Annotated in this window: 17 protein-coding genes; all 17 read right to left on the bottom strand. The window is 68.0% G+C overall.

Annotation, left to right across the window (positions count from 1 at the left end):
- Positions 1–9 precede the first annotated feature (9 nt).
- Positions 10–840 (bottom strand): FadR/GntR family transcriptional regulator, encoded by an 831-nt coding sequence (locus tag KM427_RS04345; protein WP_215526386.1) that lies wholly within the window; start codon positions 838–840, stop codon positions 10–12.
- A 59-nt stretch (positions 841–899) separates the two neighbouring features.
- Positions 900–1745 carry an EamA family transporter gene (locus KM427_RS04340; RefSeq protein WP_215526385.1) on the bottom strand — a complete coding sequence of 282 codons (846 nt, stop codon included), beginning with the start codon at positions 1743–1745 and terminating at the stop codon, positions 900–902.
- A 51-nt stretch (positions 1746–1796) separates the two neighbouring features.
- Positions 1797–3560: an ABC transporter permease subunit gene (locus tag KM427_RS04335; RefSeq protein WP_215526384.1), complete on the bottom strand. Its 1764-nt coding sequence runs from the start codon at positions 3558–3560 to the stop codon at positions 1797–1799.
- 20 nt (positions 3561–3580) lie between these two features.
- Positions 3581–4645 (bottom strand): extracellular solute-binding protein, encoded by a 1065-nt coding sequence (locus KM427_RS04330; protein ID WP_215526383.1) that lies wholly within the window; start codon positions 4643–4645, stop codon positions 3581–3583.
- Between the two features lie 93 nt (positions 4646–4738).
- The gene (locus tag KM427_RS04325) at positions 4739–5839 is read right to left on the bottom strand and encodes an ABC transporter ATP-binding protein (RefSeq protein WP_215526382.1); all 1101 of its coding nucleotides are present in this window, start codon (positions 5837–5839) and stop codon (positions 4739–4741) included.
- A gap of 52 nt (positions 5840–5891) precedes the next feature.
- Positions 5892–7100 (bottom strand): M24 family metallopeptidase, encoded by a 1209-nt coding sequence (locus tag KM427_RS04320; protein WP_215526381.1) that lies wholly within the window; start codon positions 7098–7100, stop codon positions 5892–5894.
- An 82-nt stretch (positions 7101–7182) separates the two neighbouring features.
- Complete coding sequence (locus KM427_RS04315; RefSeq protein ID WP_215526380.1) at positions 7183–8121, bottom strand: hypothetical protein; 939 nt, start codon at positions 8119–8121, stop codon at positions 7183–7185.
- Positions 8118–9551 carry an amidohydrolase family protein gene (locus tag KM427_RS04310; protein ID WP_215526379.1) on the bottom strand — a complete coding sequence of 478 codons (1434 nt, stop codon included), beginning with the start codon at positions 9549–9551 and terminating at the stop codon, positions 8118–8120. Before KM427_RS04310 ends, KM427_RS04315 begins: the two co-directional genes overlap by 4 nt.
- Positions 9552–9835: 284 nt before the next feature.
- Positions 9836–10693 (bottom strand): mycofactocin-coupled SDR family oxidoreductase, encoded by an 858-nt coding sequence (locus tag KM427_RS04305; RefSeq protein ID WP_215526378.1) that lies wholly within the window; start codon positions 10691–10693, stop codon positions 9836–9838.
- A gap of 29 nt (positions 10694–10722) precedes the next feature.
- Complete coding sequence (locus KM427_RS04300; protein ID WP_286674311.1) at positions 10723–11736, bottom strand: alpha-ketoacid dehydrogenase subunit beta; 1014 nt, start codon at positions 11734–11736, stop codon at positions 10723–10725.
- Positions 11737–11782: 46 nt separating this feature from the next.
- Positions 11783–12805 (bottom strand): thiamine pyrophosphate-dependent dehydrogenase E1 component subunit alpha, encoded by a 1023-nt coding sequence (locus KM427_RS04295; RefSeq protein ID WP_215526377.1) that lies wholly within the window; start codon positions 12803–12805, stop codon positions 11783–11785.
- Between the two features lie 276 nt (positions 12806–13081).
- Positions 13082–13870, bottom strand: coding sequence for an SDR family oxidoreductase (locus KM427_RS04290; protein ID WP_215526376.1), 789 nt, complete (start codon positions 13868–13870; stop codon positions 13082–13084).
- 17 nt (positions 13871–13887) lie between these two features.
- Entirely contained in the window at positions 13888–14760 is an 873-nt protein-coding gene (locus KM427_RS04285) for a mycofactocin-coupled SDR family oxidoreductase (RefSeq protein ID WP_215526375.1), read from the bottom strand.
- Between the two features lie 18 nt (positions 14761–14778).
- Positions 14779–15801 (bottom strand): alpha-ketoacid dehydrogenase subunit beta, encoded by a 1023-nt coding sequence (locus KM427_RS04280; RefSeq protein ID WP_215526374.1) that lies wholly within the window; start codon positions 15799–15801, stop codon positions 14779–14781.
- Complete coding sequence (locus tag KM427_RS04275) at positions 15798–16829, bottom strand: thiamine pyrophosphate-dependent dehydrogenase E1 component subunit alpha (protein ID WP_215526373.1); 1032 nt, start codon at positions 16827–16829, stop codon at positions 15798–15800. Before KM427_RS04275 ends, KM427_RS04280 begins: the two co-directional genes overlap by 4 nt.
- Positions 16826–17239, bottom strand: coding sequence for a cupin domain-containing protein (locus KM427_RS04270; RefSeq protein ID WP_215526372.1), 414 nt, complete (start codon positions 17237–17239; stop codon positions 16826–16828). Before KM427_RS04270 ends, KM427_RS04275 begins: the two co-directional genes overlap by 4 nt.
- Positions 17236–18180, bottom strand: coding sequence for a polysaccharide deacetylase family protein (locus tag KM427_RS04265; protein WP_215526371.1), 945 nt, complete (start codon positions 18178–18180; stop codon positions 17236–17238). Before KM427_RS04265 ends, KM427_RS04270 begins: the two co-directional genes overlap by 4 nt.

Genomic DNA, 18180 nt, shown 5'->3' with positions numbered 1-18180 from the left:
CAGACCGGACTACGGGGACGCGAGCTTGTCGGCGGAGGTCGTCGGCGGCGCGGAGTCGACGTCGGCCCAATCGTGCTTCTCAGTCCGCGCGGCATCTAGCTCCAACGCCTCGATGCTGTTGCGCAGGTGCTGCAGATGCTCGGAGACCAAGGCGGCAACCCCTGCTTCGTCTCGGCGTCGCACCGCCTCGAGGATCCGGCGGTGCTCGACGACCTGCTCCCGCCGCGCCTCGGCGGACTGCATCGCGTGCGCGTTCAGGAGGGTCCACAGTGGATGCTCATCCAGGTCGACCAGCGCGGACGCGAACGCCGCCAGATGGGCGTTCCCACACTGGCTCAGCAGCTCGGCGTGGAATCCCAGGGACATCTTCATGAACTCCGCGAGCTTGGTGATGTCATCCACCAGCACCTCGGTCTCGGCGAGCAGGCGCTCCAGGTCGGCGATCGCCGCATCCGGGGCCCGTCGGGCCGCCAGCGACGCCACCACCGGCTCGAGGAGCAGCCGCGCCTCGATCACCTCGGCGTTCGGCGGCCGCAAGTCGCTGGACGCCAGCAGCTCACGCAACGGCGACTGCTTCTGGCTGTCATTGGCCACGAAGGTCCCGTCGCCCGAGCGCACCTGGAGGATCCCTACTACCTCGAGCGCGAGAATCGCCTCGCGAACCGTCAACCGGCTGACACCCATCCGGTCGGCCAGGTCTCGATCGGAGGGGAGTCGGTCGCCGACCTTCAATCCCTCGGGTTCGCCGATCGCCTGCAAGAGCTGCATGGCGACCTGGAGATACCGACGCGTCGGCGCGATCGGCCTAAAGGTCAGGCGGTCAGACCGCTCAGCAGACATGCTGCCGAGTTTACCTCGGCTGCGCAGTGGCGTCCACTCACTCCAGGATTCGGAGAGCCTCAGGCCATCAGGCAGACCGCGGCGACCGCCAGTACCAACCCCCACCGGCGCCGGCCGAGTACCTCTCCGTACCAGTACCGCGCCCACAACACAGCCACGCCGGGATACAGGGCGGCGATGACGGCGGCACTGGCCACCTCACCGTGGCGGGTGGAGGCGACGAAGCACGCGGTCGCCACGCCTCCGAGCAGACCGACGCCCGAGGCTGCGGCCACGAAGCGCGGAGCCAACGTGGCCGAGCCGGCCGGCCGGAGGCCAAACCCGCACAACACGATCGCCGACAAGACCAGCTCGACACCGATCGGCAGCAGACCCGAGGACTCGTCGAAGTTGCTGATCGACACCCAGGAGCCACCGAACCCCACCCCCGCGAGAAGGCCGAGACCCGCAGCATCGGGTCTCGATGCAACGCCGCGCACCGGGGCGCCCGCCATCAGCGGGATGGCCAGCGCCCCCAGCCCGAGTCCCGCTGCCGTCGCGCCACCGACAACGCCGCCCGTCCCCACGTTCCAGAGACACGCGATGACGCTCGCGACCACTCCGGACAGGGGCGCAACCAGGGAGACGGCACCGACAGCCAGGCCCCGGAAGAGCGCAGCCGTCCCGACTGCGTTGCAGACCGCCGCCGAGAGGATCCACGGGCGGTCGCCGACGTTCCAGCTGCCCGGCACGACCACCGCCGCGGCCAGCAGCGACACCCCGCCTGCGAAGAGGCTCACGATCGCGATGCCGACCGCAGAGGCCTGTCGCGCGAAGTAGCTCGCCAGGAAGTCCCCCGTCCCGTACGAGAAGGCGGCCAACAGCGCGAAGTGGACTGCGTTCATAGTGAGGACACGGCCGATCACGGGATGAGTTTCGAGCCGCCGCCCGGCTCGTGAGACTGAGGTGGACCGGCGTCATCGCGTTCGTCCGGATACCGACCGCCACGCGTAGCCCACGACGAGGACCACGATCGTCAGCATGAAGGTCAGCCCCGAGACCGCCGCCGCCGTCGGGTCCAGGTTGTAGCGGAGTCCGGTCCACATCTTCACCGGGAGGGTCGTGAGGTCCGTCGTCCGCATGAACAGCGCGAACACGAGCTCGGTGAAGGCGATGATGAAGCAGAAGAGGACGCTGACGATGAACGTGGGTCTCAGCATCGGCACCCAGATGTCGCGCAGGCGCTCGAGCGGACGGGCACCGAGGGACTGGGCGGCCGTGTCCAGCGTCCAGTCGAACGACTGCAGGCCCGTGGTCAGCACGATGACCGCGTACGGCAACGCGAACAGGGTGTAGCCGATCAGCAGGGACCCCCAGGTGAACGCCAGGCCCACGTGTTCCATGACCAAGAAGAGCCCGAGCGCGATGACGGGCAGCGGCATGATCATGGGCAGGAGCAGCAGGGTGAAGTAGGCCGCCTGATGGCGCACCCAGCCCTTGACCAGGACGATGGCCGCACAGAGACCGATCGCCGTCGCGAGCAGCGCCGCGGCGATGGAGACGGTCGCACTGGTCACCAGCGCCGCCGCCCAGGCCGGATCCCGGAACAGCTCCGCGTACCAGCGAAGGGACAACTCATCCGGGACGAGCTGGATCAGGGTGGAGGAGCCCAACGAAGCGGGGACCGCCGCCAAGGCCGGGGTGATCAGGAACAGCAGGATGCCCGCGGTCAACAGCCCGCGCAGTCCGACGAGAGCAACCCGCACCGGCACCCAGTCGAAGACGCTGGAGAGGCGTTGGAACGAGGTGGAGTAGACGACCGAGCTCAACGCCGCGAAGCGCCTGCGCCGAGGCGCGGGCCGCCCTGAGGCTCCCGAGGACGCGCCCGCGTACAGGACCTTCAACCCGCCCAAGCGCGCTACCACGAAGCAGCCGACCACGGCCAGGCCCAGCAACAGCATTCCCTGCGCGGCCGCCTGGTTCCAGTCGGCGGTGGTGAACATGCTCGACATGATCAGCGAGGGCAGCGTCGTCTGCTCGTTCGTGCCGCCGAGCAGGGTCGGTGTGGCGTAGTAGGCCAGACCCAGGATGAAGGCGAGCGCCCACGCCGCGAGGATGCCCGGCAGGCACAGTGGCAACGTGACCGACAAGAGCCGCTGGCAACGATTGGCGCCCATGCTGGCGGCCGCCCGCACATACTCCGGTCGAACCGCCAGCACCGTGGGAAGCGCGCTGAGGACGAAGAACGGCAACTCGACGTGCACCAGGCCGATGAGCACGCCGGCGCGATTACCGATCAGCGTCGGAGCGGAATCGAAGACCGTCTCCAGGGCGCGGGAGACCGGACCGTTGGGCCCGAGCACGAGCACCCAGGACACGATCCGGACCAGCTCGCTGGCCGCGAACGGGATCAGCAACGCCGCGATCACGACCGCACGGACCATGCCGCCCCACACGGCGAGACCGCTGAGCAGGACCAGGCCCAGCAGGGCGGCTAGCACGCTCGACTGGAACGCGATCGCCAGTGAGTTCAGCATCGCGCGGCGCACGGCCGGCCCGTCGTCGAACTTCGCATACTCCCCGAGCGTGAAGTCGGGGAACCGCACGCTGCTCAGGAACTCGACGACGACCGGCGCTACAAAGAACGCGAAGACGTATGCCACGGGCACGATGACCAGGGCGCGCCGCAGGAGCACCACCCTGGTCATCGTGCGGGTCGGCATGTTCTCGTGAGAGGACACCCAGAGCTACCTTCGTCTCGTCATCCGCCGTGCTTGGCGAGCCACTGGTTCCACCGCTCGGTCGCGGTGTCGAACTCTTCGGCCCAGTACTTCACCGAGGAGTTGAGGATGTTCGGGTCGTCGGGCGCCGGCAGGGCGTCCCGCAGCTCGGCGGGCAGCAGATCGAAGGCGGCCGAGTTGACGGGAGCCTCACCGGGGAAGGCCTCGATGAACGCCGCCTGCCGCTCCGCGCTGATCGCACAGTTGATGAAGCGCATCGCATTCTCCGTCTGCGGTGCCGTCTTCAGGACCGCCCAGCTCGTGAAGGCCTGGATCGCACCCTCGGACGACATCGAGACGGGCGCGCCCTCCGCTGCCGCCTGGTGGAAGCGACCGCCCCAAGCAGAACCGATCACCGCCGTTGCGGTCTGATACTGCTGCACGAGGGTCGTGCCCGAGTCGTAGAACATCATCTCTCGCGCCTCAAAGAGCTCGTCGAGCTTCTTGAAGGCCCGGTCGTAGTCGATCGGGTACATGTCCGCGGGTGCGACGCCGTCGGCGAGGAGGGCCAGCTCGAGGTTGTAGTTGACGGCGTTCTTCTCCAGGGTGCCGCGACCCGGGAAGCTCTCGACGTCCCACAGGTCCGCCCAGGTGGACGGCTCGCCCTTGATCTTGTCGGTGTTGTGGCCCAGGCCGATCACGGTGATGTCGTAGGGGACCCAGTAGTCGAAGAGAAGGGCATCGTTCAGCCCTTCGCGGTCGACGATCTCGGTGTCGATCGGCGCCAGGATCGAGGCGGCGTCCTCGTCGGTGAGGAAGGCACCCAGCGAGACGACGTCCCACTCCTGGGGGCCCTGCACCTGAGCCTTGATCTGTCCCACCGAGTAGTCGTAGGGAACGACCTCGACCTCGAGCCCGAGCTCCTCGCCGCACGGCTTGTAGATGGCCTCCGCGGCAGCCTCACCGAACGTGCCCCCGCCGTCGGCGAGGACGATCTTGTCGGCGCTCTCGGACGCGTTGTCGTCGCCTCCGCAGGCGGCCAGCGTCGATGCGAGCACGATGCCTGCGGCGACCAGGGCCGATCGCGCAACTCTCTTCTCTTGCATTGGCAGTCCTGTTCTTCAGAGTGGATGTGAGTTCAGGTGAGACTGATGCCCGAGATCGACCCCGCGCCGAGCTGCCGCAGGGACAACTGGCGCCTAGGGCGCGGGATAGACGTGCACCGATTCGCGGTCGAGCACGAGGCCGACCACCTCCCCGGGGCTGGGTGCAGGCAGGCCGCCGGGTGGTTCCTTGAGCACCAGCAGGCCGTCGCCTACCTGTACCTCGTGACGCTGGTGATCACCCATGAACGTCGACTTCCGCAGCCGCCCGGACAAGGCGGGCGGCTGATCGCGCCTGGCGAGGTGCACCCGCTCGGGGCGGATGCATGCGACCACGGGATCCGAGTCGCCTACCTGGGAGCCGGGCCGACGAACCGTCAGGATCTCGCGCGCCCCGCCCAGCTCGAGGTCCACCTCGTGGTCGCGAATCCCCGCCACCCTACCCACGAGCCGGTTGGTCTCTCCCATGAACATGGCAGCGAACTCGGAAGCAGGCTCCTCGTACAGATCACGCGGCGAGCCCTGCTGAACCACGCCGCCCTCCTGCATGAGGATGATCTGGTCGCTCATCGCCATGGCCTCCTCCTGGTCATGGGTGACATGCACGAAGGTCGAGCCGACGGTGCGCTGGATCTCCTTGATCTGGAACTGCAGCGAGTGGCGCAGCCGCCGATCGAGTGCGCCCAGCGCTTCGTCCAGGAGCACGATCGAGGGGTTGAACGCCAGGGCCCGGGCCAACGCGACCCGCTGCCGCTGACCACCGCTCAACTCGTCAGGCCGGCGATCGGCCATCCCCTCGAGATCCACCATCTGCAGGCACTCGGCCACGCGTTCTCGCTGTTCGGCCTTGGGCTTCTTGCGCAGCCGCAGTCCGTAGGCGACGTTCGCTGCGACGTCCATGTGGGGAAACAGCGCGTAGTGCTGGAAGACGAGCCCGAGCTCACGCGAGTGCGGCTCGAGCTTGGTCGCATCGAGGCCGTTCAAGTACACGGTCCCGCTGTCCGGCTGCAGGAATCCTGCGATCAACTGCAGGAGCGTCGTCTTGCCCGATCCGCTGGGACCGAGGAGGGTGACGAACTCTCCCGCCTCGATGTGCACGTCGACGTCCTTGACCGCCTGAACCTCGCCGTAGGACTTGTTGACGCCGGAGAGCCGGATCGCCTCGGTACGGACCGACGACTCCGGGGCGGAGGTCACGGGCATACCCCCATCGCCCATCGACGAGCGATCGCTGCCATCACCAGACTCACTAGACCGGGCCGACCTTTGCTGGATAGTCATTGAGCAGTTCACCGCCGTCCTCTCTCACCACGATCGATCGACTGGAACAGAAGGTCCCGAGACCGGGAATCACCAGGAGCGGGACCAGGTGGAAGGCCATGCCCTCCCGGACGACGCGCTGGTCGTTGCCACGGAGCCGGAACAGCTCGAACTCGGGCCAGTAGATCCCCAGCGAGTAGGCGGCATGGTTCATGAAGTACTTGGCGTACCCGCGTTCGTCGTAGGCGTTGTACGCGTACATGTAGGCATCGTGCGAGGTCATCCCCGGACGGATGTTGGCCCGGACGGCCTCGACCGCTGCGGCGACGGCGTCGATGGCCGGCTGCGCGCCGTAGAGATCCCTGCCCTTGATCGCGGTCCGCTCGATCGGGCAGGCGTAGTGGTGGTCCACACCGCTGATGAACCAGGTCGTCAGCTCGCCTTCGGCCGCCCGGACACGGAACCACGGCGCATGCCCGGTCTCACCTCCGGGACCGGAGAAGACGTACGGGTCCTGAGGCGGGTGCTGGCCTCCGCTCGCGTAGATCACACTCTGCGCTGCCATCGCCGCCTCCACGTCCGACGCGCCGTTGCGCAACGCGTCGACGATGGCATCCGACGCGGCGCAGGAGATCTTTCCGGCGTTCCGCATCAGGGCGAGCTCGGCCTCGGACTTGACGACGCGCATGTCTTCGACCAGGTAGGAACACGAGACCACCTCCTCGGCGCCCGTCAACCGGACCAGAGCCTGGATGTCCTCATAGGTGATCGACTTGCGGTCGATCTCGAGACCGAGCCGACGGATGCCTCCGGGGCAGATCTCCTTGAGCTCGCGAGCGATGACCTCGTTGGTCTTCTCCCGATCGGGGTAGGACACCCAGTTGTCGACCCAGTTCTGGTCCTTCCAGACTCCCTCCCAGCCGCGATCGATCTCGCGCAGGATGAAGCGGTGCTCACCGTTCGAGCTCATCGCCAGCCGATTGCCCGCTGCGCGGCCGCCGGCCTGATTCGCGGTGAGGTAGACCAGGTTCTGCGGCGTGGTGAACACGACCGCGTCGATCCCATCCCGGGCCATCCGCTCGACGATGCGATCGCGGCGACCCTCCATCTCCTCACGCGGTATCGGCATCTGGAGCTCCGCGATGCCCTCCGCCCAGCTCGGCGTGGTGCCACTCGCCGACTCACGTGCTGAAGCCACGACGTCGAACCCCTCTCCTGTCATCTGCATCACATCTTTCTGGTCATGCGGCCATACGTCAAGAGGTTTGCTGGTCTGACCGTTATGCCATGGTGGTCGCGCTGGCCGATGGGTCGCGGTTCTCCCATAGGACCGTGCCCGCCCGCCATTCGGCCGGACGGGCCGAGCCGGACACCTGCGCGAGAGCGAGGCGGGTCCGCGCCGCCAGCGGGTCGGTGAACAGTGCCAGAGACACGGCGTCGCTGGTCACCTGCAGACTCCCCAGGTCGAGCACGCTCGCCGACGACCCGAGGACGTCGAAGGTGCCGACCGGGCCCTCCTCCTGCCGCACGCTGTCGGCGAGGCTGTTGCGGCCCGCGGACCGAAGCCGGCGCCGCACGGCCTCCTCGGTGATCGGCTCACCGAACACCGCGAAGACCGAGCTCACCACCACGCGCTCTGCCGCGTCCCCCACCACCTGGCACTCGAGGCTGGCGACGCCGCCACCGGGCCGAGACGACAGCCCGGCTCGGTTGCCCCGACGCGCCCAGAGCAGGTCCCGCTCGGTCTGGCCGGGGTTCGCCCCTCCCACCGCGGTGACGAACAGGTGCGTCACCGGGGCGAGCGCCGCCAACGCCTCGCCGACCCGGGCGACGACGTCCGCCAACGGATCGGGTACGTCGACGTCCAGTCGCACGACCGGGGTGTCGAGCGCCGCGCCCAGGTCGGGCCAGCCCTCTGCGACGACCACGCAGTCGACATGGCGATCGTTGCCCAGTGCCTCGTCGAGGCTCGCGTAGAGCGGGATGTGGTCGTGGCGCAGTCCCCCGCGACCGTGGCGACCGGCGAGGACCAACGCGTCCGCCACGCGCGTGGCCGTACCGCGAAACCTTGTGACCGCGGAGTCATGGACGAAGGCGTAGGCCACCTCGTCGGGGTCGTCGGTGACGAGACCAACCACCTCCACCGTGGGCTGTCCGAGGGATTGACGAAGGAAGTGAAGACTCGTTGGCGTGGTGCCAGCGACAACGACATTGGTCACGCGGAAACCTCCTGTATCGAGCCGGCCGTCGGCATCTTGTCGTGGAGCATCGGCCCCGAAGCAAGCAGCTGCCCGGGCGACTCGTCCACCAGCTCCCCGTCCTTGCACACCACTCGACCCCCACGGACCACGACATCGAGGGAGCCGTGGATCCGCCGGCCCTCGAAGGGCGTGTAGTCCGAGTCCTGCCGGAGCCGGGCGACCGTCACCTCGGTCTCACCCGACTCCGACCACACCAGGAGATCGGCGTCCGCGCCGGTGGCGATCACGCCCTTGCGGGGAGACAGCCCGGACAGTCGCGCAGGGTTCGCACACAGGAGAGCGACCGCCGCGGAGACCGGGACCCGGCGGTGGACGACGAGCTCCGACAGCATCAACGGGAGCCTGGTCTGCACCCCCGGCATGCCGAAGGGCATCGTGGTCAAGTCGTGGCGCCGATCGGTCTTGATCGTGGTGCCGAAGGCGCAGTGGTCGCTCGCGAGCGTGTCGACCTCGCCGGCGCACACGGCCCGCATGAGAGCCTCCATCGTCCCGCGACTGCGCAACGGGGGGCAGCACGTGTAGTACTCTCCGCCCCGCTGGGAGTACACCGAGTCGTCGAGCAGGGCGTAGTGGGGACAGACTTCGGCGTACGCCGGCAGGCCATCCGCTCGAGCGGCTCGGGTCAACCGGGTCGCCTCAGGCGTCGACTGGTGCACGAAGTAGACCGGGGCGCCTACCTCAGCGGCGATGCCGAGCACATGACGCACCGCCTTCACCTCGGCCGCCTCCGGCCGGGCCTCTCTGATCCGCTCGAAGCCGATCGGGCCGGTCCGCCCGAGATCGGCCATCATGGCCTCGATCATCGAGTTGTCCTCGGCGTGCACGTAGGTCATCCCGGCGTGCGGCAGCAACCGCTCCATCACCGCGCGGATCAGCGCGTCGCTCGCCATCATCTGGCCGCGATACGTCGTGTAGACCTTGATCGTCCGTACCCCTCGGTCGACCAGCTCAGGGACCTGATCGATGACCCCACCATCGCGATCGGTGAAGCAGCCGTGCAGGGCATAGTCGGCCATCGAGCCGGCTCGGGCGCCGGCCAACCTCTCCTCGACAGCCGCCAGCGGGGACTGCCCCGGCCGACCGATCGCGAAGTCGACGATCGTCGTGGTCCCGCCGAGCAGGGCGGCCCGCGAGCACGCCGCATGGTCCTCGGGCGTCTGGACGTCTCCGAACGTGATCCCCACGTGCACGTGCGGGTCCACCCCGCCGGGGAGCACCCACCGGCCGGCACAGTCGAGACGCCGGTCCGCCGTCATCGGCGGGGCGTCGGCGGCGTACCAGACCCCGGCGATCGTTCCTCCGGACACCGCGACGGTGCCGGGGAAGACACCGTCCGCGTTCGCGACCATGCCTCCCTCGAGGATCAGGTCGTAGTGATTGGGATCCACGTGCTTCCTCTCGTCTTTCGTGCGCAGGCCTTTTCAAGCGCAGGCCGCGGTGGGCGCGGGAGACGATGGCGCTGCCGCCCTTCCGTCCGCGCCCGCACCGGGCGTCGGCCCCAGCTGGTGACGAGCCGAGGCGTCGGGGACGTGGAGCGGAGCCCGCTCGGGGAGGCCGGCTCGATGGGGGCACGACCTCGGCGAGGGCCTGCGCACACGCGTGGCAGGCGGTCAATGAGAGCGTTCGCGAGTCGGCCCCGTCAGGTCTCGCGACACTCGACGGGGCCTCGGCCTCATTCCGTGATGGGGTTGTGGTTGAAGCCGGGCAGGACGAGGTGCCCCGCGTCCACCGGAACCGAGATCCCGGTCAGGTGGCGAGCGTCGTCACTCACCAGCCAGGAGACGACACCGGCCACGACGTCGGGCGTGAGCGCCGGCTGGTTCCGCAGCACGTGCCACTGACGGGTCGCGGCGAGGTAGTCCTCCTCGGTCGCGTCGTCGCGGCCGAAGATCCACTTGAGATTGGTGCTGTTGTTCCCCATCACCGTGTTGACCGCACTGGGCATCACCGCGTTGACCCGCACGCCGTGCGGGCCGAACTCCAGGGCCAGGTTCTTCATGAGGCCGAGCACGGCGTGCTTGGACGCCGTGTAGTGGCCGATGCTCTCGCCGGGCTCGAGACCGTTGACCGAGGAGGTCAGGACGACGGTGCCCGACCGCTGCTCGACGAGGTGACGCAACGCGGGCTGAACCGTGTTGAACGCACCCGTCACGTTGATGTCGTTGACCTCGGCCCAGTCGGCCGGTGTGAGATCGAGGAACGGGATCCAGGTCACGAGACCTGCGTTGGCGCACACGATGTCGAGCCGACCGAGCTCGGCGACAGCGTCGTCGACGAAGGTGGACACGGCTGCGTGGTCGCGGACGTCGACGATGCGGTGGAAACAGCGCCGCCCCGCCGCCTCGACGATCCGCACGGTCTCAGCGAGATCCTCCTCCGTGGCACCCGGGTACTGCGACGTAGCCGGCTGAGCGCAGAGATCGAAGATCGCGATGTCGGCTCCCTCGGCGGCCAGCCGACGGGCGATCTCGCGACCTTGACCACGAGCCCCACCACTGATGAGAGCGACTTTTCCTGAATGCAGACCCATGACTTCCTCTCGAGTACGGGCTGGGGGGGTTAGCGGAGGACACGCCGGATGGCGTCGACGACGTGGTCGACCGTCGGGATGTAGGCGTCCTCCAGTTCGGGTGCCGCCGGCACTGGAGTGTGCGGCGCCGTGACCATCGCCGGGGCGGCCCGCAGCGACCCGAAGTCTCGGCTGGCGACCAGCCCGACGATGTCGGACGCGACCGAGCAGCGGGGGGTGTCCTCGTCGACGACGACGAGCCGGCCGGTCTTGGTGACAGACGCGGCGATGGTGCTGTAGTCGAGGGGGGCGATCGTCCGGGGGTCCACGACCTCGACGTCGATACCCTCCTCGGCCAGGATGACCGCGGCCTGCTCCGCGAGGTCGACCATCCTGGCGATGGCCACGACCGTGACATCGGCACCCTCGCGGACGATCGCCGCCCGTCCGATCGGCACGACGTACTCGCCCTCGGGAACCTCGCCCTTGGTCTCGTAGAGCCCCTTGTGCTCCATGAAGAAGACCGGGTCCTGGTCGCGGATCGCCGCGGTCATCAGGCCCTTGGCATCCGCCGGATTGGACGGGGCCACGACCTTGATACCGGGGAAGTGGGCGATCGAGGAGTAGAAGCTCTGCGACTGCGTGCCGCCCGCCCGGACTCCGGCGCCCACCATCGCTCGAACGACGATGGGAATGCCCGACCCCGAACTGCCGCGAGCATAGTGAAGCTTGGCCGCCTGGTTCACGACCTGGTCGAGACAGACGCCGATGAAGTCCAGGAACTGGATCTCGGTCACGGTCCTGAAGCCCTGGGTGGCTGCGCCGATCGCCGCGCCGAGGTATGCCGACTCCGAGATGGGGGTGTCGATCACCCTCTCGCGGCCGAATTCCGAGACGAGATCACGGGTCACCCCGAACACCCCGCCCCACGCATCGGCGCGCTCGAATCCGCGCAGCGTCGCGCCGCCGGCGACGTCCTCCCCGGTCACGATCACCTTGGGGTCGCGCCGCATCTCCTCCCGCAACGCGTCGTTGATGGCGTCGGAGTAACTGATCTTGCGCACGTCTTGGCCCTTGTCTCTCTCGGATGTCTGGAAGCTCGGGGGTCGCTCAGTAGACGCTGAGGCCTTCGCGGTCGACACGAGACGTCTCGTCGGCGTACACGCCGACGAGCGCCGAGGCCGGATCCGGCCGGCTCGCCGACCTACCCGCCTCGACCGCGTCGTCGACCAGGTCGTGGACTTCGTCCTCGATGCCGTCTCGCAGTCGTTCCCAGTCGTCGATCTGCGCGGCGAGACGGTCCGCGTGGATCCGAAGCGGGTCTCGTGAGCGGAAGTCGTTCTCGATCTCGGGAAGTCGATAGCTGCGCTTGGACTCCCCCTCCCAGGCGCCGTGATAGCTGTACGTCGTGCACTCGAGGAACGATGGGCCCTCCCCTCGCCGGGCTCGTTCCACGGCCCGGCCGGCGGCCTCGAACACCGCGACGGCGTCCTGGCCGTCCACGAGCTCCGCCGACAGCCCGAAGCCTGCGGCTCGCTGGTGCGGCGGTACGGCGGAGGCGTAGCTGATCGGCGTGGCCTGCCCGAAGACGTTGTTCTCGCACACGAAGATCGCCGGGAGGTTCCAGACCGCGGCGAGGTTCATGGACTCGAGGATCGTTCCCTGCTGGGCGCCCCCATCTCCGAAGAAGCACACGGAGACATCTGGCCGACGATCAAGAAGGGCCGCCTGCGCGGGGCCCATGGCGAGCGGTCCACCCGCTCCCACGATCCCGCCGCTGGCGAGGTGGCCGACCGTGGCGTCGGCGATATGCATAGACCCACCCTTGCCGTCATTCGTGCCGCCGGCCCGACCGTAGAGCTCGATCATCATGGCCGCCGGCGAGACACCCTTCGCCAGGGCGTGACCGTGGTTGCGATGGGTCGAGGTGATCATGTCGGCGATCCCGAGGTGGGCCATCACCCCGGCCGCCACGGCCTCCTGGCCCGAGCACAGGTGCAGCAGGCCCGGCAGCTCACCATCCTGGAACAGGGTGTGCACCCGCTCCTCGAACACCCGGACCAAGGTCATGGTCCGAAACAGCTCGATCGCCTGCTCGTCGGTGATCGGGGTCGTCTCTACGCTGCTGGGCACGCACAGTCCCTTCCATGACGGACCGGATCTCGTGGTCGAGCGCCCGAGTGGGCGCCCACACCATGGCACTGGTCTGTAGGTCTATTGGTCTGACCGGTTAACCGTAAGTGATGTCGACCACTGGGTCAATGACTTCGCCTCGGCGAACTTCCCCGAGTCTCCGTCACGGACCGGTACTCGGCCGCAGCGCACCGAGTTCCGCCCGGACCAACGCCGAAGGGCCCGACGTCGGGTACGGCGTCAGGCCCTTCGGCTCTGTTGGTTCAGTACATCGGTTCAGCGCACCGTGAAGCCCGCGTCGACCTTGATCACCTCGCCGGTCACGTAGCGGGCCCGCTGCGAGGAGACCCACACCACAGCCTCGGTGATGTCCTGTGGATCGAGTAGGTCCACGTCGAGCAGGTTCGACATGTCCGAGCCGTTGCTCTCCTGATATTCCACGCACCTGCCCATGGCGGGATTGGTGGCCATGTGCGTACGGGTCGCGGTGGGCGAGACCATATTGGACCTCACCCCGTGGGGAGCCAACTCGATGGCCAGCGTCTTGGTCAGCCCGAACACGCCGTGCTTGGCCGCTACGTAGTGAGCCGTCGACGCGATCCCCTTGTGTGCCGACACCGACCCCACGAACACTAGATTGGCGCCGGTGCGACCGAGCATGTGCGGGATGCAGGCTCGCGCCACGGCGTAGCTTCCGAAGAGGATCACATCGGAGCACTCACGCCAGGTCTCCGGCTCCAGCTCCCACGTGTTGGGCGCGAAACTGAACACACCGGCGTTGGCGACGGCCACGTCGACCCCGCCCAGCCGGCCAGCGGCGTCGTCCACCGCACTCTTGACCGCCTCGGCGTCCCGCACGTCGACGGAATAGGCCAGGACCTTCCCCCGCCCCAGCGCGTCGACCTCTGCCCGGGCCGCTTCGAGATCCTCTCCGTCTGCCAGCTCATAGGGCACGGTGGGCAGGGAGACACCCGGCGCGTCCAGCAGCACCAGGTGGTCGCCGGCTCGTGCATAGGCCCTCGCGTGATTGAGCCCCTGCCCGCGAGCGCCCCCGGAGATGACCACGACTCTCGATCGCTCATTCAGTACCACGGTCCGACGGCCTCCCCTTCGCGTTCGACGACCTCGTGATTGAAGCCCTGGAGTTGCAGATGACCGGCGTCCACCGGCAGTTCGACACCCGTGATGTAGCGCGCCTCGTCCGAGCTGAGCCAGACCACCGCGTCCGCGATCGCACTGGGCGGGAGACCGGGCCGGCCCGGCAGCAGGTGCCAGTGCTTGGTCGCCTGGATGTAGTCCGCCGTGGTGGCGTCGTCGCGCCCGAAGATCCACTTGCGGGTCTCGGGGTTCTCACCCATCGCGGTGTGCACCACGCTCGGCAGCACCGCGTTGCAGCGAACGCCGTACCTGCCCAGCTCGTACGCCGTGCTCTTCATCAGGCCCAACACACCGTGCTTCGATGCGGCGTAGTGCGCCAGGTCCTTGCCGGACTCGTGGCCCATCACCGACGACGTGATGACGATGCTTCCCTGCTCACGAGCGATCATGTGGGGTGCGACCGCCTTGATGCCTCGCCACACGCCGGTGAGGTTGACGTCCAGCACCGTGCTCCACGTGTCGTCGTCCATTTCCCACAGCGGAACGAAGCTGTGTACGCCGGCACTGGCGCACAGGACGTCGAGGGCACCGAATCTGTCGATCGTGGCCGTCACCGCAGCATCCATGTCCTGCTGTGACCGGACGTCCCCCACGATCGTGAGGCATCTCGCGCCCAACTGCTCCACCATCGTGCGAGTGGTGTCGAGATCGTCCTCGCTGCCGAGCGTGTAGGGCACCGTATCCAGGTCGTGACACACGTCGACGAGCGCCACGTTGGCGCCTTGGGAGGCGGCCTTGAGGGCGATCGCACGGCCCTGTCCGCGGGCACCGCCGGTGATCAGATAGGACTTGGACATGAGGAGTTCCTCTCTCTTCTAGACGACGCAGATGCGTTCGACGGCTGCGGCGATCCGCGAGACGCTCGGCCGCACTGCGTCGTCGAGGGCGATGGAGTAGGGAATGGGCACATGGGCACGCGCCACACGTTGAGGCGCCGCCCGCATCTCGACGCCGCGCTCGGCGACGGCTGCCAGGATCTCGGCACTCACCCCGAAACCCAGGTAGTCCTCGTCGACGACCACGAGACGACCGGTCCTGGCCACCGAGCCGAGCACGGTCTCGAGGTCCAACGGGACGATCGACCGCAGGTCGACCACCTCACAGGACAGACCCCGCTGGGCCAGTTCTTGGGCCGCGCGCAAGCACTCGTGAACGGTGTAGGACGCCGACACCAAGGTCACGTCTGACCCCTCGCGCGCCACCCGCGCGGATCCCAGATCGACCGTGTAGTCCGTCTCGGGGACGTCGAGCGCGGTCCACTGCTCGATGCCGGGACCGTAGGGCAATGCCAACAGACTGGAGTGGAAGAAGAAGAACACCGGATCGTCGCTGGCGACGCTCGCGCGCAGCAGGCCCTTGGCGTCGTATGAGGTCGCCGGCGCCACCAGCCTGAGCCCCGGCACGTGGGCGAAGGTGCCGAACAGGGTCTGCGCATGGACCGCTCCCTGTCGCAGCGGGTTGCCGACCTGCGTCAGGACCGTGACGGGTACTCGACGCCGGCCGCCGGTGCAGTACCCGATCTTCGCGATGTAGTTGTAGATCTGGTCCATCGCCACGCCGAAGAAGTCCACCCGCATCAGCTCGACCACCGGGCGGATGCCGCGTTGTGCCGCTCCAGCGGCAAGCCCGAAGAACGCCGCCTCCGAGATCGGGGTGTCGATCACCTGCCGGTCGCCGTACTTGGCGTGCAGGCCGCGAGTCTGTCCCGCGACGCCGCCCATGACCCCGACGTCCTCTCCCAGGATCAGGGTGTCCTCGTCCTCGGCGAGGGCGAAGTCGAGGGCCTCCTTCATCGCGTCGGCGAACGTGACCTGCCGGGGCGCTGCCTGGGTGCTCATGCGAACAGTCCTTCCGCTGCGGTACGAGGATCGGGATACGGAGAGGCCTCGGCGAACGCCAGGGCCTCGGCGAAGTCCTCCCTCGCCCTGTCGTTGACCTGGACGATCCACTCGGGGCTGACCACACCTGACTCGACCAACCTGGCCGAGTACTGCGGGAGCGCGTCCAGGCGCGTCTCCCGCTCCAGTTCGCCCTCGGGGCGGTAGGCCTGGCTGTCGCCCTCGAAGGCTCCGCGCAGCCGGTGGGTCCGGCTGACCACCAGACTCGGCCCCGCTCCCGCTCGGGCGCGGTCGACCGCCGACCCGAAGGCCTCGATCAGCACGTCGACGTCGCGATCGTCGACGCCGACGCCGGGCATGTCGTAGGCCCTGGATCTCACACTGAGGTCCTCGACGGCGCTCCCCCGACGGCGAGGAGTGCTAATGGCGTAGCCGTTGTCCTCGATGACGAGGATCAGGGGCAGCTTCCACAGCGACGCCAGGTTCATCGTCTCGTGCACGACGCCCTGGTTGCTGGCGCCGTCGCCGATGAACACCGCTGCGAGCCCGCCGGTCTGCTTGCGCTGGTGGAAGAATGCGTGTCCCGCGGCGACCGCGGTCAGCTGGGCCATGATGGCGCTGTTCTCGAAGTTCACACGAGAGTCGTTGAGCATAAAGTCGCCGGCCCGGCCCCCACACAGCCCGGTCGACCGTCCGTAGATCTCGGCGAGCATCGACTTCCACCCGACGCCCTTGGCGACGGCCAACGAGTGCGATCGGTGGGTGCCACCCACGTAGTCGTCGTCGGTCAACCAGACGCAGAGCGCGGAAGGAGCCACCTCCTGCCCGATCGAGAGCTCCAAGTTTCCCTGGATGGGGATCCGGAAGTCTCGGTTGTAGTCCTCGAAGGCGCTGTTGCGGCCGCCGAAGGCGGCCTTGGCGTGATCGCGCTGGCGCGCGAACTCCACACCCAGCATCTCTTCGAAGACCCGAGCTCGCTGCATCCTCTCCAGGACGCTTCGGCGCCTGGCGTCGTCCACGTCGTTCATCCGGTCTCCCCTTCTCTGTCATGGATCGGTGGGGGCGGGGCGATGCCGCCCAGCAGTGCCGGCTCATCCCCGCGCCCGCGCGGGAAGACGAAGAGCATCACCGCCTCGGTGGTCGAGTCGTTTCGAAAGGCGTGCCGCGTGCCGGGCAGTAGGAGGGTGTGGCTCCCCTCGACCAGCACGTGATCGACTCCGTCCAACACTGCGGTGAGTCGTCCCTCGATGACATAGACGAACTCGACCTCCGTGTGGGAGAGGGAGACGGTCGCACCGCTAGGTCGCATGACGGTCATACCGATGAGCAGCTCGCGTCGTGGGTCCGAGGCCACCAGGAGGTCTTGGTGCAGGGTCGCCTCGTCGGGCATGCCCGCGACTCCCGGCCAGCGTGAGACGTCGATGGGGCGGGTGCTCATGAGGCGCCTCCGGTTGCTGTCAACCAGGCCTCGGCGATCTCCAGGCGGGTGGCGAACCAGACGCCGTCACGCTGCCGAGCATGCTCCAGGAAGGAACGCAGGGAGCCCACCCGGCCAGGTCGGCCGATGATCCGCGGGTGCAGGCCGATCGACATCATCCGCGCGGAGCTCTCCCCTTCGCGGTACAGCTGCTCGAAGGTGTCGACGAGGTACTCCGAGAACTGCCGCGCGGTGACGGGCCCGTTCGCCTGCCAGAAGCGGAAGTCGTTGGCATCCGGGGTGTAGGGAACCACCAGACGCCGCTCCTGCACTCCCTCGACGAAGTACGGCGCGTCGTCGGCGTAGGAGTCGCTGTCGTAGACGAAGCCACCGACTTCCTCGAGCAACCGTCGAGTGCGCTCGCTGGCGCCGTAGCGGCAGTACCAACCGAGTGGCCGTCGCCCGACCGTGCGCTCCAGGCTGCGAATCGCCTCGTCGATGTGTGAGCGTTCCTGTGCCTCGCTGAGGCGGAAGACCTCCTCCCACCGATATCCGTGCGAGCACACCTCGTGCCGCGGGCGATCGCGGATCCACTCTGCAACCTCGCTGTTGCGCTCCAGGGCCTGTGCGCACGCGAAGAAGGTGAGCGGCACGTCGAACTCGGTGACCAGGTCGAGCAGGCGCCAGACGCCCACCCGTGAGCCGTACTCGTAGACCGACTCCATGGCCAGGTTCCGGGTCGTGGGCGGGTAGTCGTACTGGCCCCACTCCGTGCTGGTCTCCTGTGAATCGTCGCCGTTCTCGAAGGTTCGCTCGGAGCCTTCCTCGTAGTTGAGGACCAATGACACCGCCAGGCGGGCGCCATTGGGCCATCGAGCATCGGGGCCGTTCCGTCCGTACCCGACTAGATCCCTAGTCAACGCAGTCCTTTCCTCGTTCATGGATTGACAGTCGAGCGGCAC

The sequence above is a fragment of the Nocardioides sp. LMS-CY genome, from assembly GCF_018732145.1.
Lineage (GTDB): Bacteria > Actinomycetota > Actinomycetes > Propionibacteriales > Nocardioidaceae > Nocardioides > Nocardioides soli.
This window is presented reverse-complemented; position numbering and strand designations above follow the sequence as displayed.